The following is a 14055-nucleotide window of genomic DNA, read 5'->3' on the forward strand; positions in this document are numbered from 1 at the left end:
CAATATGAATTATACGAACTTTTCAGTTTAGACATTAAAACTTGAACCGCACCCGCATTGCTTGGCGGCGTTGGGGTTATTAAATACAAAGCCCTTGCCGTTAAGGCCGCCCGAATATTCTAACGTCATGCCTAAAAGATACATCATGCTGTTAGGGGCCACGGCAATTTTTTGACCGTGAGATTCAAAATATTTATCGCCATCACGGGGGACAGATTCAAAATTCATTTTGTAAGACAAGCCAGAACATCCGCCCTTTTTGACTTCGACACGCAAGAAAGCGCTGTCGTCTTTGCCGTCTTCTTTTTTTAAAGCGCCAATTTTAGCGGCGGCTTCTGGAGAAATCTGAATCATAAAAACACCTCGAATCAAATCAAATGAATCGCTAAGAGTATACCACAGCTGTCAATAGCTCTCGACGGGGATTTAGAAACTTTGCGGGGCCGCTAAGGAGTGCCATCTTTTTATTCTAAATAATCGAAATTATTTAGATATTCCTTCTTTGAGGATATCTACGGCACGTGAAATCTCCTCGCGCGTGGTCCATCGTCCCAGGCTTAAGCGCAAAGAGCACTGAACCTCTTCGGGGCTTAAACCAATCCCGGTCAGGACGTGGCTAATAACCATGGCCCCCGTTCCGCAGGCAGAACCGGTGCTAACGCCGAGCTTTTGTAAGTGGCTCATCAGTTTTTCCGTTTTTGCTCCGGGAAGGGTGATATTTAAATTATTCGCGGCTCGTTCCGTGGGATGGCCATTTAATTTCACTCCGGGAATGGCAGCTTGCAGTTCTTTCCATAAAGTTTGCGAAAGCTCTCTGAGCTTTGCCGATTCTTGCGCCTGATTCTTTTTGCAGAGTTCTGCGGCCTTCCCAAAGCCGACGACTCCCGGCACATTCACCGTGCCAGAACGTAAGCCGCGTTCTTGCCCGCCGCCATAAATCAAAGGATCTAATTGAACCTTAGGATCTTTGCCTCGGATATAAAGTGCGCCGACCCCTTTGGGGCCGTAAATTTTATGTGCGGAAAATGACATAAGATCGATACCCATGTCCGTCACATTCATCGGAATTTTTCCGGCGGCTTGAGTCGCGTCCGTGTGAAAATAGATTTTATTTTCTTTTGCTAAGGCTGCAAGCTCTGCAATTGGATTGATGGTGCCGATTTCGTTATTCACCCAAATAAAACTCATCATACGAGTGTGGGGACGAAGAGCTTTTTTAACTTGTTCAACTTGAACTTGGCCATTGTGATCGACAGGCAAAAATGTGACGTCGACATTCCAGCGAGTTAATGCGGCCATGCCCTTCATGATCGAACTGTGTTCGACGTTAGAAGTGATAAAATGCACAGGTTCTTGCGGATTGTTTTCGCGCAATTTTGAAAGCAGACCAAAGATCGCCCAGTTGTTTGATTCTGTGGCGCCACTTGTAAAAATCACTTCTTGGGATTTTGCTCCGATAAGTTGAGCGACTTGCTCGCGCCCTTTCACAACGGCGGCTTCGGCGGCCCAACCCCAGGTGTGTCCGGCGCTAGCAGGATTGCCAAAGTGTTGTTTGAAATAGGGTTCCATCGCCGCAAAAACTTCCGGATCCACGGGGGTGGTGGCGTTGTAATCAAAATAAATTGGAGCCGTGCTGTTTTCCATGCTCTTAAGAGCTAACTCTGGCCTGCTTTGGGGTCAACTTAAAAATCAAGACTAAAGGCGGGGTGCTTTACAAGCGTGGCCAGCGAAGATAATCAGATCTACAATAACTGCATGAAAAATAAAACTTTGCACAGCACTGCTTATTTTGTTCCTGCCGGTAAAAATCCTGAAGACATGTTTACGTGGAAAAAGGTGGATTGCGAGATTCGCAACCGCACCGGAGAGATCTTTTTTGAAATGAAAAAAGTGGAGGCGCCCGAAGCCTGGTCGCAGTTAGCAATCGATATTGCTGCGAGTAAGTATTTTCGCAAATTGGGCGTGCCCAAAACGGAACATGAAACTTCAGTGCGCCAGCTAGTGCAAAGATTGGTAAAAGCTTTTTCGACCGCCGCAACTTCACAAAAAGGATATTTCGCGACTAAAAAAGAAGTCGACACTTTCGTTAAAGAGCTGCAGTACATCTTACTGTCGCAAGCCGGGGCTTTTAACAGTCCCGTGTGGTTTAACGCCGGTCTTTGGGAGTCATACAAAATCGTCTCCCCTAGCGAACACTTTGCTTGGGATGAAAAGAAAAAGAAAATCTTACCGACCAAAAATGCTTATGAACGCCCGCAGTGTTCGGCCTGTTTTATTCAAAGTGTAGATGATTCGATCGAAGGTATTTTTGATTTAGCAAAGACCGAAGCTAAATTATTTAAATATGGTTCAGGCACGGGCAGTAATTTTTCAAGCCTGCGCAGCCGTTACGAAATGACCGGGGCGGGTGGGAAAAGTTCTGGCTTGATTTCATTCTTAGAAGTTTTGGATAAAGGGGCCGGGGCGATTAAGTCTGGGGGCACGACCCGACGGGCGGCTAAGATGGTGGTGGTAGATATCGATCATCCGGAAGTTTTAGATTTTATCGACTGGAAAATGCGTGAAGAGCAAAAAGCGCATATGCTGATTGCCGCAGGCTTAAGCGAGGATTTTGAGGGTGAAGCGTATCGGACAGTGTCAGGGCAAAATGCCAATAACTCTGTTCGCCTGGATGACGCCTTTATGAAAGCGGTGGAACAAAATAAACCGTGGAAATTAAAAGCCCGTAAAACCGGAAAAACTTTGCGTGAACTTCCGGCAACCGAAGTTTGGAATAAGATCACGAAAGCGGCCTGGACGTGTGCGGATCCCGGAGTGCAGTTTCATACCACGATCAACAAATGGCACACGTGTGCGAACACGGCGCCGATCCACTCAAGCAATCCATGTTCGGAATACATGTTCTTAGATGATTCAGCTTGTAATTTAGCTTCAATTAACTTGGTTAAGTTTTTGCGCACCGATGGCAGCTTTGATTTTGAAGCTTTCATTCATACGGCAAGGACCTTGTTTGTCGCGCAAGAAATTCTGGTGGATTACTCTAGTTATCCCACGCAAAAGATTGCTCAAAATTCCCATGACTATCGTCCTTTGGGATTGGGTTTTGCCAACTTAGGCAGCTTGCTCATGCGTATGGGAATTGCTTACGATAGCGACGAGGGACGCGCGTGGGCGGGGGCCATCAGTTCTTTGATGAGTGGTGTCGCTTATATGACAAGTGCTGAAATGGCGCGGGCGCGAGGCCCTTTTGCGGGATTTAAGAAAAATAAAACGGCGATGATCAAAGTGATGAAAATGCACGAAAAGGCCGTGAGTGGTGTGGCGTGGTCGCATTTACCTCAAGGCCTAGAAAAAGCCGTGAAAAATCTATGGAAGGGTGTTGTTTATAACGGCACAAAATACGGATTTAGAAATGCGCAAAGTACGGTGATTGCACCGACCGGAACTATTGGCCTATTGATGGACTGTGACACGACCGGCATTGAGCCTGAATTTTCATTGTTAAAGTTTAAAAAATTAGCCGGTGGCGGCGAGGTTCAAATCGTCAATCAGTCTGTGCGTCAGAGTTTAGAAACCCTGCAGTACTCAAGTGAAGAGATCGCGGACATTTTAAATTTTATCGAAAAAAATAATTCCGTGGTGGGGGCTCCGCATCTGCGCGATGAGGATTTAGCTGTTTTTGATTGTGCTAACGGGGCTGCCGGACAACGAATTTTATCCCCTGAAAGCCATGTGAAAATGATGGCAGCGGTGCAGCCCTTTATTAGCGGAGCGATCTCTAAAACCGTGAATCTCCCGTCAACGGCGACCGAAGAAGATATTGGTGGAATTTATGACCTGGCGTGGAAGCTGGGGATTAAGGCGGTGGCCGTGTACCGTGATGGTTCTAAGCAGAGTCAGCCTTTAAATCGCGTGATGAAAACGCCCCAAACAACCACGGTTGTCCCTACGGCGGAATTCACCATGAAATGCCCGGATTGTGGCAGTGACACAGTGCTAACTAGTGGTTGTTACCGCTGTCCTAACTGCGGGACCACGGTGGGCTGTTCTTGACGACCAGCGCCCGATCGGGCATCTTACGGGTTCTCTAAAAAAGGACCCTGTATGTCTAAAAAAGATATTTTTGGTGATGACGTTCAAGAAACAAAAGACTTCGCAAGTTTTGAGCAAATGTTTGCTCAATCTGAAAAAAACATGGATCGCAAACTTCGTGTGGGCGATACTTTCCGTGGCGAAATCCTTTCTATCGGTAAAGAAGAATCTTTTGTTTCCACGGGAACTCCGGCTGACGGCATGATGTTCACGCGTGACTTGATGGATGAAAACAAACAAGTCATGCACAGCGTGGGTGACGTGATTGATTGCGTGGTGACCGCCCTTAAAGGCGGTGAACTTCGCGTCGCTAAAAAAGGCGCTAAAGGGGTCGAAACCGACTCTTTAGAAGACGCTTTTGATATGGAGCTTCCGGTGGAAGGTCGTGTCACTGAAGTCGTTAACGGGGGTTTCCGTGTCAGCATCCAAGGCAAAACGGCTTTCTGTCCAATCAGCCAAATTGATTTGAAATTTGTGACGGATACCGCGGAATACGTAAATAAAAAATTCGAATTTCTTATTACTCAGTTTGACAGCAAGGGCCGCAATATCGTGGTGTCTCGCCGTAAAGCTTTGGAAATCCAAAAAGCGGAAAATGAAGGCGCCTTCATGCAAAAATATGAAGCCGGTGCTTTGATTGAAGGTCGCATTGTGCGCTTAGAGCGCTTTGGGGCCTTTGTCGAACTTGAAGCAGGCGTTGAGGGGTTGGTTCACGTTTCTGAACTAGCTTGGTCGCGCATTCATGATCCCAAAGAGGTGGTTTCGGTGGGACAAAACATCACTGTTAAACTTCTTAAAACAGAAGAAGTCGACGGCAAGCTTAAGATTTCTCTTTCATTAAAACAAGCCGGTGGCGAGAGCAATCCCTGGTCCACAATCACTGAGCGTTTCCCCGTAGGAACAGTTGTTAAGGGGACGGTAGAGAAAAAAGAAACTTATGGTTTATTCGTGAATTTGGCTCCGGGTATTACGGGTCTTTTGCCAAAATCAAAATACCGTGATTCGGTGGATGCGAATCAATTCGAAAATAAAAAACGGGGTGATGAGATCATGGTTCAAGTGGATCAAATCATGCTTGAAGATAAAAAGATTTCTTTGGGCGTTCCTGGCGAAGGTGAAGACAATAGCTGGAGACAACACCAAACGGGATCTAGCTCGGGCTTTGGATCTTTAGGTGATGCGCTTAAAGGTTTGAATCTGAATAAGAAAAACTAAAAGCCCTACCGGGGGCCTTTAGTTAAAGATTTTAATAAGACACAAGGCTGCTTAATTTCGGCCAAAGCGTTTTGATAAGAACTCGAGGTCATAGCCTCGAGTTTTTTTTCAAGCTCTGAACGAAGGCCCACGGCCATTTCTGTTAAGTCCGCGGGTATTTGCACGGCTCCTAAATACACTTCATAAACCGAACAACTGCCGCGGGCTTCGCACATTTTAATTTTTTCGGTGATCTCTAAAAGATCGCCTTTAGTCGCCGTATTTTTTTTCCAATCCGCGGCCGCATTGTCCGTCGCTAAAGCAAGTCGGCTTCCCGCCATGGTTCTTTTGTCAGCCGAAACACATTTCTTCACCCAAGGTTGATTCGGGTTATCCATCGCCGAACGAACGACGATGGTTTTGCGACGAAGGGCATCAAGCTCATTGTAAGGAACTTTTGCGTAAGAGAGGCTAGATGTACCAACAAGAAATGCCAAAGAAACCAATAAACGCATTATTTCTCCAAACCAGGAATTGAATCCAAGGTGACCGCCTTCACGCTGGGATTGCTTTTAAAATATTGCACCAAAAGCTCTGACGCTTTCAAGGACTGAGGGTGAATATCATGGAATAACACGATTCCTCTGCCAACGGTGTTCATTTGCGTAACGACACGGTTGCGAATAGAAACTGGATTTTTATCCTGCCAATCTAAGGAATCCACACGCCAAAAGAAGTGATCAACGTTCATTGCTTGGAAGTACTGCGCCACTACGTCGTTTCTTACGCCTGAACCATAAGGCAGACGAAAATAGCGAATTTTAGTGCCGATGATGTTTCCTAACGTGGCGGCCGCTTGAGGAATCTGTTTATCGAGCTCCTGTTTTTTCCACGTGGCAAAATTGGTGATACCCGGAATTTCATTGCGGTAAAAATCGCGGTTCACCGCACTTAAATCTCGCGTGGATTGAGCACGGGCTAAGTTTCCAATGTCAGGATGTCCGTCAGAGTGGGAACCAATAATGTAACCTTGATTGTGCAGCTCTTTAGCAATCTCTGGATATCGGAGGGCTTGCTTGGTCAGCCAAAAGAAAGCGGGCTTTGCCATTCCTGCATTGGCCCACACATCACGGATTCCGCGAGTGTATTGCGCGTGAGGTCCGTCATCGTAAGTGATGGCAAAAGAACCTTGCGGCAGGACCGAACCCACCCAATTGCGATTTTTCCAATCATAGGTGCTTGCTTGATTAGGCATACGGGATTCATTAAAACAATTCCCCGGATTTAGATCGTAAGAGCGGGGATTGCTGTATTTCGCAATCTCTTTGCGATTTTTAGCTACAAAGTCTGCGAAAGCTGGATCATCAAAAGGGGCCACCGCGAATTTCAAAGTGGCAATTTCTTTTTCTAAACAGTTTTCAGATCCGCAGAACGTTTTTTCACTAGTGCGCACCGTACGCAAAAGCTGAATCATCGCGGCTTGGTTTAAAGAACTCTTAGCGGCAAAAGCCTCCATGCGGGATAAAATCCAAGCACGGTCATTGGGGCGGTTCGTGGTAAACTCAAAAGCTTGGATCGCTTTTTCATCCACATGTTCTTGGATGGTGCGCAGATTTAAAACTTTGCAGTAAAGAGATGAGTTCATCAATCGATCAGAATCCGCTTTCGAAGACAAGTTGTAAAGGCGGTCGTCAAACGAAGCGATCAAAGATTGGGCGATCGCAGTTTTGCGCAGAAGCTCATTCAAACTCTTGGCATCTTTTTCTTCTAACATCTTAGAAAGATGCTGAACTTCTTCCGCCGACAAATGACTTTCGCGAGGTTCCGAGGCCGGAGTGCGTGGATCGGGAGTGGAGGTTTTCTGGTGAACACAAGCGGCAACGAACAAAACAGTGAGACAGCAAATCAAAAACCTCACGAAAAACTCCTTTTGTATGAGGTTTTATTTTACTGCGAGGTTTTTCGAGACGACAAGCCTAACCTAGACTCTGGTACCAGAAAAGCAGAGCTTTTTCGGCGATGAACTGCTTAGCGCGTTCCTGCATATTGGCCGTCGTGTACGGGCTTGTGATGGTCTCCTTAAGACTTCGGCCACCGTAATTTAGAGTCACGATGGCGCCAAATTCTCCGAGAGGCTCAAGATGCAATTCCATCTGGGCGGGATGCAAAATGAATTCGTTGCCAAAGTGCCAATTCTTTTTTTCCATGAAAGAGCGCAAAGGCAACGTCAGTCGTTGCCAAAGGTATGTTCCAGTCGCGGTGTCGGTCACTTTCAGTGATTCAATCAAGGTGAGTTTTTTTGCAAGCTCTGAGGCTACATCGGTGCCATCACGCAAAGCCGTGTAAGGGGCTAACGCCTTATCTAATTGATCCACCCATTTTTGCATTTCGGGGACTTGTGATTTTTTATAAGTTAATTTTACTTCCACGTAAGGCAAGTGCACGCGGTAACCTTTTTCAACCTCCGCGCCCTGTAAAGCGTCCTCGGCGATGGTTGCGATATCCGACTCGCCTCGCCCCAAGGTGTCCCAGCTGCGGGTGACGACCGGATCAAGATGCTGGGTGGCTTGTTGGACCCAAGCTGCAATATCACTTTTCCAAATGGCCTCGATTTCTCGTGGTGGACCTGGCAGGACAAAAACGGTTTTTCCCTGAGCATTGACAGTAAAGGCGTTGGCCGTGCCTTCAGAATTAAATAAAACTTTGGCAGTGCGAGGAAAGTAGCATTGCTGACGTTGAATTTCTTTAACGGCATACCCGCGAGAAGTTAAACGTGCGGTCAAATGATCCCAAGAGGGAGGATGAAATTCTAAAGGTTCGCCCAACCATTCGGCGATAATATCACGCGTGAAATCGTCGGTGGTGGGACCCAGGCCCCCCGTCACAAAGACGACGTCGGCCTCAGCAGTACAGAATTCAATTCCTTGTCGCATCAGTCCGCGTTCATCGGGAACTACCAGATGCAGGCGAGTAGAAACTCCGGATTTTTTTAATTGCTGTGAAATCCACGAAGCATTGCGATTGATAATTTGACCATCGGTGAGTTCCGTTCCGATGCCTAAAATGCTGACTTTCATACAGGACTTTCCTTTGCAAAATGAGTGTAGGCCAAAGTGAAGGGTTTTAACTCTAGTTTTTGTCAGACGCGCGACGCATCAATGGGGACTGAGCTTGATCCCGAAGCGCACAGTTCGTAGATTCACATTCATTAGCGCCCAAGGAGTTTTCTTTATGTCTTTCAACTGGAAAGAATTTGACCTCTACAATCCGACACCTGAACACGCGATGCTTCGCGAAACGATGAAGTCTTTCACGGATTCTGAAATCGAACCGCAAGCCCACAAATTCGATCGCGAAGAAAAATTCAATTTAGAACTTTTCCGTAAAGTGGGGGAGCTAGGCCTTTTAGGTATCACCGTGCCTGAACAATTTGGCGGTGCTGGGATGGATGCTTCTGCGGCCGTCATCGTGCATGAAGAAATGTCCGCCTCAGACCCTGGATTTTGTTTAGCGTATTTGGCTCACTCGATGCTTTGTGTGAATAACCTAGCCATCAACGGCAGTGATGAACAACGCCAAAAATTCTTACCCAAGCTTTGTTCGGGGGAATGGGTGGGTTCTATGTCGATGTCGGAACCTGCTGTGGGTACCGATGTTTTGGGTATGCAAACCACCGCTGTTAAAAAAGGCAATGACTACATCTTGAACGGCCGTAAAATGTGGATCACCAACGGCACGATTGATGAAAACAACACTCCCGGGGACTTAACACTGGTCTATGCTAAGACGGGTGAAAAAAATGGTCGTGCGCTCATTTCCACCTTTATCGTGGAAAAAAGCCATTCCGGGTTTTCGGTGGGTCAAAAAATCAAAGACAAACTAGGAATGCGTGGATCCAATACGGCCGAGCTTGTATTTGAAAATTGCGTCGTTCCTGCGGCAAACCTGATCGGCCATGAAGGTGATTCGGTTTTACACATGATGCGCAACTTGGAACTTGAGCGTCTGACCTTGGCCGCGATGAGTTTAGGTATTGCTCGCCGTTCTATTGAGATCATGAACCGTTATGCGGCTGAACGTGAAGCGTTTGGTAAGCCTTTGAATCACTTTGGTCAGGTTCAACGTTACATTGCGGATAGCTATGCGGAATACAAGTCCGCGCGTGCTTATGTTTATGAGACGGCTCGTCGTATGGACCTTAACCATGAAGGCAATCGTTTGGATTCTGATGGTGTAAAGCTTGTGGCAACAACCATGGGTAAAAATGTGGCCGACCGTGCGATCCAAGTTTTGGGTGGCTATGGTTACGTCGGTGAATATGTGGTGGAACGCCTGTGGAGAGATGCCAAGTTATTAGAAATCGGCGGCGGAACTTTAGAAGCTCACCAAAAAAATATCACGCGTGATTTAGCGCGTGCGCCTGAAATGTTAAATAAGTAATCGAGGTCGTAGTGTTCCCGTATGGTCCTGAGTTAGAAATCAATCCGCACCTGCGAGTGCACTACGAAAAAGTCTTACAGCACATCGGCCCCTTACTGACCGATGAGCGCCGCCAAAAAATCGAAAGAATTGTTTCCTTACGTAATTTCGATACGGCCGTGGTTTTAGAAAGTATCTATGACCGCGGCAATGTTTCAGCCGTCATGCGAAGTGCCGAAGGCCTAGGCTTTGGTAATTTTCACGTCATTGAAACCCAAGAGAAATTTAAAGAATCGGCGCGCGTGACCCAAGGAGCCGACAAATGGGTCGAAGTAAAAAAATGGAAACAAACCGTCGACTGTGTAAAGAGTCTTAAACAACAGGGCTATAAAATCTGTGTCACGCACTTAGATGAAAAATCCAAGCCTTTGCACGATATTGATTTTTCCGGAAAAGTGGCCCTGGTTTTGGGAAATGAAAAAGACGGTGTCTCGCCCGAGATGATTGCCGCCGCTGATGAGCGCATCATCATTCCGATGACAGGTTTTGTGCAAAGTTTTAATATCTCCGTGGCCGGGGCATTAAGCCTGTACCACATCTCTCAAGATCGCCTCAAAAAACTCGGATCGAATGCTTCCCTAAATGAAACGGAGCAAGGAATTTTAAGAGCCCTTTATTACTTGCGCACGCAAGATTCCGCTCATCAGTACCTTGAAGAGTTATTTGCCAGAGGCGCATTAAAGGCATAAGCTTCTTTTAAGGAGCTTTTATGCAAAAGATGATTTGGCTATTGCCGATTTTAGTTCTGGCCGCTTGTGCTGAAAAGAATGTCGCCTCCGAAACTGAGGGTCGTTCCGTCTCTGAAAATGTGGCGAACTCCCAGTTTTTTATGACTCGTCCCAAACCCACAGAACCGGTGGAATTGGTTTTTGACACAAAATACAACGGCAAAAAACCTTTAAACTATCGCGCCGACAATCAGTTGCGGATGTCGGGCAGTGCTTCTTATCAACCGCAGGCTTTGCGCGAAATTGCTAAGCCCGTGAAAAAGAAAAAAAATCTTCTGTATATTTTTGATCTGCGCCAAGAATCCCATGGCTACATTAACGACCAGCCGGTGACCTGGCAGGCAGATCGTGATTGGGCCAATGCCGATTTGAGCCATGATGAAGTGATTCGTCGCGAGCGTCGTCTATTAGGTGATATGAAGGTCGGTGAAAAAGTAAATGGCACCGAAATTAAAAGTATTGAAACTGAAGAAAGCTCGGTGCGCAGTGCGGGACATAACTATGTTCGTATCACGGTGACCGATCACGTGCGTCCGACGGATGTGGAAGTAGATCGGTTTGTCGAAACCGTGCGCCACTTGCCCGAAGACGCGTGGGTTCATTTTCACTGCCGTGCTGGCAAGGGTCGCACCACGACCTTTATGGTGATGTATGACATTTTAAAAAACGCACAAAAAAACTCCCTGGCTGAAATCAACGAGCGTGTGATGAAGCTAAGTGATGACTATGATGCGATGGCCATCCCGGCACAGACAGACTGGAAATACGTTTATCAGAAAGAGCGCGCAGAGTTCTTGGCGAATTTTTATGCCTACGCCAAAGAAAATCCCAAAATCGAAAAGCTATGGACGGAGTGGACTAAAAAATGATGAAGTTTTTATTAATCGGGATGGTGAGCCTCGTAATCGGAGCTTGCGCGACTCATGAATCTCGTCCCATGCCTTGGGCGGACGTCGCTAAAGATGGCAAAGAAACTTCTGTCTCGCCATCTAAGACCACGTCTAAAACGACGTCGACATCTTCGATGACCACGGTCAAAACCAGTATCAGTGTCGGACCTAACGACCTGCGGACGTTAGAAAAAATGGATAAAGCGCTTGAGGGTTTTGTTTTAAGAAATGAAACCAAAATCTTTACGTCACTCTGTAAAGAAAAACGTTTTGATTGTTATGTGGGTGACGTGCTTTATCCGAAAACGAAAAAAAAGGTCAGCCGCAAAGTGCCACCTTACGCGAGCGGTTCTAAGATGGGCTTGCAAGGTGAAAACCGCATTCAGGCGCGTTACGATTTTTATCCTTAGTTTTTTCTTAGAATAATAGATTTCATCAACGGCTCTTGATCAGGCAATTCAAAATCAAGTCCTTGATTTGGAGCCGGTAAAATCTTAAATGAAAATTCGCGCTTAAGTTTATTTAAGCGCAAATGCAGATCGCCCGTCGTCCATTTTTCATAGTTGGTGCAAAACAAGAGCAATCCATTTTTTTCTAGGCAGTATAGGGCATTGATCATCAGCTCATCAAAGTTTTTGCTGATCGAAAACACGCCGTTTTTAGAGCGTCCAAAAGACGGTGGATCGCAGACGATCAAACCAAATTTGCGTTTGCGACGAATCGTGCCTTTTAAGAACAGTAAACAATCTTGGGCCCAGAATTCATACTTTTCATCTTCCGGATCTAACCCATTCAGTTTGAAATTGTCTTTGCTCCATTCAATAAAATTCGGTGACACATCGACGGTGCAAACTTCACTGGCGCCGGCTAAGGCGGAAACCACGCTAAAGCCACTGGTGTAAGAAAAAAGATTTAAAACCCGGCGATCTTGCGCGTGCTCACGCACCCAAAGACGATTTTCACGCTGATCTAGAAAAAGGCCTGGAGAAAGTCCGCTGTCAGATCGCAAGTCGTACTTAACACCATTTTCTTCGGCCACCCAGCGGCTAGATGTATTGCCAATGCGCCAAAGAATCTCGGCGTTGGGATTTTCGCCGCGATTAAGCATCTTACGGATAAAGATTTTTTTAAGATGACGTTTTGCCACCTGCTCAAAACGCAAAAGATCTTGAACCGTGGGATCAGTTTCTTTATACCAGTACACCCACAAGATATCGCCGTATTGATCAATACGAAAGGTGTCAAACTCACGATGAACCAGTCGCAAAGACTCTAAACGTAAATGGGATGCATGAAAAAGTCGTTCCCGACGTTGAAAGGCCTCACTTAACATGGCGTCTTCTTGGTGCTCAAAAGTCCAATCTTGAGTCCACTCTGGCAAGTCGGTGGTGAAAGACACAGTTTGCCCACCCAGTTCAAATTGCAAAGATAACGAGTGCAGACAAAGTCTAAAGAAAGGACTGCCGTTGTGATCCGTGTCACCTAAAATAGGCATGCCATTGGCTTCCGCATGCAAGCGAATTTGGTGAGGTTTTCCAGTGTGAGGAACGGCTTCCCACAGCTGATAGGGCCCGACAGCTTTAAGCCATTTAAACGCAGTGGTTGAATTGGCTTCTTGAGCTGTTGAACTGACGAACTGATTGCGTTCTTTAGAGATATGAGAGCTGTAAGTGAAATCGGTACGATCAATGCTTTTATCCGTCAGGAAGAGGTATTTTTTTGCGACTTTGTGTTGTTCAAACTGACGTGAAATTTCGGCAGCCATTTCAGGCGAAGTCGCAAATGCTAAGGCGCCTGAGGTGGCTTTATCCAAACGATGAACCACGTAAAGCTTGCGATTCAGCTCTTCTTCATAAAGTTCTACGCACCCACGCTGGCCATGTTCTGGCGTATGCGTGTTAAGCCCGGCGATCTTGTCAATAAAGATGCAGCCGGCTGTCTCGGTGTGACGAAGTTTAATAATCCGTGTCATGCGACTAATATAGTCCGGTTTTGATTGAGGGTCACCCGGAGATTAGCTACAAATAGACCGTCGGGACCTTATTGTTCCTTTGGAGGATTTTTCATGAAGTCTATGTTGCTAATCGTTCTTATGGTTTTTCCTTTTTTGGTGGGTTGTGGGATTCAGTCTATTCCGCAGGCTAAGAATGATACTGAGGCTGCTTTAGCTGAAGTAAATAACCAATACAAACGTCGAGCTGATTTGATTCCGAACTTGGTGAATGTGGTCAAAGGTTATGCTTCCCATGAACAGCAAACTCTAACAGCCGTCACGGAAGCTCGCGCCAAAGCAACGGCGATCACGATTGATCCGTCCAAGGCGACACCGGAGCAATTGGCGAAATACCAAGAAGCGCAAGGCAGCCTTTCACAAGCTTTGGGTCGTTTGATGATGGTGACAGAGCAATACCCGAACTTGAAAGCCGATGCGAACTTCCGCGACCTGCAAGCGCAGCTTGAAGGGACTGAAAATCGCATTACGATCGCACGTCAGCGTTATATTGAGACCATCAATATCTTTAACAAACTTGTGACTGTTCCGCCGACAAGCTGGACCAACGCCATCATGTACCACAACGAAAAACTTCCTCAGTGGGATATGGGTGCCGAAGAAAAAGCAAAAGCAGAACAAGCTCCCGAAGTAAAATTCTAACGGCGAAGATCTAGATTTA

Annotated in this window: 13 protein-coding genes; 7 read left to right on the top strand and 6 right to left on the bottom strand. The window is 46.4% G+C overall.

Going from position 1 to position 14055, the window contains the following annotated elements; translation table 11 throughout:
• Positions 1-27 precede the first annotated feature (27 nt).
• Together AZI86_RS18210 and AZI86_RS18215 are read right to left on the bottom strand one after the other, a co-directional pair.
• Positions 28-354, bottom strand: a complete 327-nt coding sequence (locus AZI86_RS18210; RefSeq protein WP_061836717.1) for a HesB/IscA family protein — start codon at positions 352-354, stop codon at positions 28-30.
• 129 nt (positions 355-483) lie between these two features.
• Positions 484-1644 (bottom strand): cysteine desulfurase family protein, encoded by a 1161-nt coding sequence (locus tag AZI86_RS18215; RefSeq protein ID WP_061836718.1) that lies wholly within the window; start codon positions 1642-1644, stop codon positions 484-486.
• Positions 1645-1740: 96 nt separating this feature from the next.
• Here AZI86_RS18215 and AZI86_RS18220 point away from each other — a divergent pair, with 96 nt between their 5' ends.
• Positions 1741-4053 (top strand): vitamin B12-dependent ribonucleotide reductase, encoded by a 2313-nt coding sequence (locus tag AZI86_RS18220; protein ID WP_301335753.1) that lies wholly within the window; start codon positions 1741-1743, stop codon positions 4051-4053.
• A gap of 51 nt (positions 4054-4104) precedes the next feature.
• On the top strand, positions 4105-5307 hold the full coding sequence (locus AZI86_RS18225; RefSeq protein WP_061836719.1) for a S1 RNA-binding domain-containing protein: 1203 nt from the start codon (positions 4105-4107) through the stop codon (positions 5305-5307).
• Between the two features lie 5 nt (positions 5308-5312).
• Here AZI86_RS18225 and AZI86_RS18230 read toward each other — a convergent pair whose 3' ends face one another.
• Genes AZI86_RS18230 through AZI86_RS18240 form a run of 3 tightly spaced genes read right to left on the bottom strand, consistent with a single transcriptional unit; the run spans position 5313 to position 8363 of the window.
• The gene (locus AZI86_RS18230) at positions 5313-5801 is read right to left on the bottom strand and encodes a hypothetical protein (protein ID WP_061836720.1); all 489 of its coding nucleotides are present in this window, start codon (positions 5799-5801) and stop codon (positions 5313-5315) included.
• A complete protein-coding gene (locus AZI86_RS18235) occupies positions 5801-7204 on the bottom strand; it encodes a polysaccharide deacetylase family protein (RefSeq protein WP_061836721.1) in 1404 nt (467 codons plus the stop codon). The genes AZI86_RS18230 and AZI86_RS18235 overlap by 1 nt, the downstream gene beginning before the upstream one ends.
• Before the next feature lie 58 nt (positions 7205-7262).
• Positions 7263-8363, bottom strand: coding sequence for a competence/damage-inducible protein A (locus AZI86_RS18240; protein WP_061836722.1), 1101 nt, complete (start codon positions 8361-8363; stop codon positions 7263-7265).
• A gap of 154 nt (positions 8364-8517) precedes the next feature.
• On the opposite strand from AZI86_RS18240, the gene AZI86_RS18245 reads away from it, so the two are divergent.
• The 4 genes from AZI86_RS18245 to AZI86_RS18260 are packed head-to-tail and all read left to right on the top strand — an operon-like array spanning position 8518 to position 11793.
• Positions 8518-9726, top strand: coding sequence for an acyl-CoA dehydrogenase family protein (locus AZI86_RS18245; RefSeq protein WP_061836723.1), 1209 nt, complete (start codon positions 8518-8520; stop codon positions 9724-9726).
• 11 nt (positions 9727-9737) lie between these two features.
• Positions 9738-10454, top strand: a complete 717-nt coding sequence (locus AZI86_RS18250) for a TrmH family RNA methyltransferase (protein WP_061836724.1) — start codon at positions 9738-9740, stop codon at positions 10452-10454.
• Positions 10455-10474: 20 nt separating this feature from the next.
• Positions 10475-11362 (top strand): phosphatase domain-containing putative toxin, encoded by an 888-nt coding sequence (locus tag AZI86_RS18255; protein ID WP_061836725.1) that lies wholly within the window; start codon positions 10475-10477, stop codon positions 11360-11362.
• Positions 11359-11793, top strand: coding sequence for a hypothetical protein (locus tag AZI86_RS18260; RefSeq protein WP_061836726.1), 435 nt, complete (start codon positions 11359-11361; stop codon positions 11791-11793). Before AZI86_RS18255 ends, AZI86_RS18260 begins: the two co-directional genes overlap by 4 nt.
• Here AZI86_RS18260 and AZI86_RS18265 read toward each other — a convergent pair.
• Positions 11790-13355, bottom strand: a complete 1566-nt coding sequence (locus tag AZI86_RS18265) for a class I SAM-dependent methyltransferase (RefSeq protein WP_061836727.1) — start codon at positions 13353-13355, stop codon at positions 11790-11792. The two genes, AZI86_RS18260 and AZI86_RS18265, sit on opposite strands and share 4 nt — an antisense overlap.
• A gap of 93 nt (positions 13356-13448) precedes the next feature.
• On the opposite strand from AZI86_RS18265, the gene AZI86_RS18270 reads away from it, so the two are divergent.
• A complete protein-coding gene (locus tag AZI86_RS18270) occupies positions 13449-14036 on the top strand; it encodes a LemA family protein (RefSeq protein ID WP_061836728.1) in 588 nt (195 codons plus the stop codon).
• Positions 14037-14055: the final 19 nt, after the last annotated feature.

Origin of the sequence: Bdellovibrio bacteriovorus (assembly GCF_001592735.1) — a bacterium.
Taxonomy (GTDB): Bacteria; Bdellovibrionota; Bdellovibrionia; order Bdellovibrionales; family Bdellovibrionaceae; genus Bdellovibrio; species Bdellovibrio bacteriovorus_D.

Bases quoted from the DNA above. Each gene is read 5' to 3' on its own strand.
- AZI86_RS18210 (WP_061836717.1), bottom strand. From the start codon at position 354: ATGATTCAGATTTCTCCAGAAGCCGCCGCTAAAATTGGCGCTTTAAAA.
- AZI86_RS18215 (WP_061836718.1), bottom strand. From the start codon at position 1,644: ATGGAAAACAGCACGGCTCCAATTTATTTTGATTACAACGCCACCACC.
- AZI86_RS18225 (WP_061836719.1), top strand. From the start codon at position 4,105: ATGTCTAAAAAAGATATTTTTGGTGATGACGTTCAAGAAACAAAAGAC.
- AZI86_RS18230 (WP_061836720.1), bottom strand. From the start codon at position 5,801: ATGCGTTTATTGGTTTCTTTGGCATTTCTTGTTGGTACATCTAGCCTC.
- AZI86_RS18240 (WP_061836722.1), bottom strand. From the start codon at position 8,363: ATGAAAGTCAGCATTTTAGGCATCGGAACGGAACTCACCGATGGTCAA.
- AZI86_RS18245 (WP_061836723.1), top strand. From the start codon at position 8,518: ATGTCTTTCAACTGGAAAGAATTTGACCTCTACAATCCGACACCTGAA.
- AZI86_RS18255 (WP_061836725.1), top strand. From the start codon at position 10,475: ATGCAAAAGATGATTTGGCTATTGCCGATTTTAGTTCTGGCCGCTTGT.
- AZI86_RS18260 (WP_061836726.1), top strand. From the start codon at position 11,359: ATGATGAAGTTTTTATTAATCGGGATGGTGAGCCTCGTAATCGGAGCT.
- AZI86_RS18265 (WP_061836727.1), bottom strand. From the start codon at position 13,355: ATGACACGGATTATTAAACTTCGTCACACCGAGACAGCCGGCTGCATC.
- AZI86_RS18270 (WP_061836728.1), top strand. From the start codon at position 13,449: ATGAAGTCTATGTTGCTAATCGTTCTTATGGTTTTTCCTTTTTTGGTG.